The following is a 255-nucleotide window of genomic DNA, read 5'->3' as shown; positions in this document are numbered from 1 at the left end:
ATCACGCCGACGAACAGCAGCCTGCGGCCGTCGACGGGCACGAGCGCGAAACTCTGGCCGTTCGTGCCGTTGATATAGGTGACCTTAAAGGTCTTGCCGTCCGCGCAGGTGTAGCTGAAGGTGTGGCGCGCCTGAGTCTGGATTTCGCGCACTTCGAGCGGCGCCGCGCTCGCGTGCAAGGCGGCGCAGGCGAGGCCGAGCCCGAGCGCCGCGCGCCACGGAGAGGAAAGAAAAGAAGGCAACTTCGAACGAAGC

Annotated in this window: 1 pseudogene; it reads right to left on the bottom strand. The window is 65.5% G+C overall.

Annotation, left to right across the window (positions count from 1 at the left end):
* Positions 1 to 242: pseudogene (locus SB786_RS36935) on the bottom strand (lysozyme inhibitor); the annotation flags it as partial.
* Positions 243 to 255: the final 13 nt, after the last annotated feature.

It is taken from the genome of Burkholderia sp. SIMBA_062, assembly GCF_046534765.1.
GTDB lineage: Bacteria > Pseudomonadota > Gammaproteobacteria > Burkholderiales > Burkholderiaceae > Burkholderia > Burkholderia ambifaria.
The sequence above is the reverse complement of the archived record's forward strand: the minus strand, read 5'-3'. Positions and strand labels throughout refer to the sequence as shown.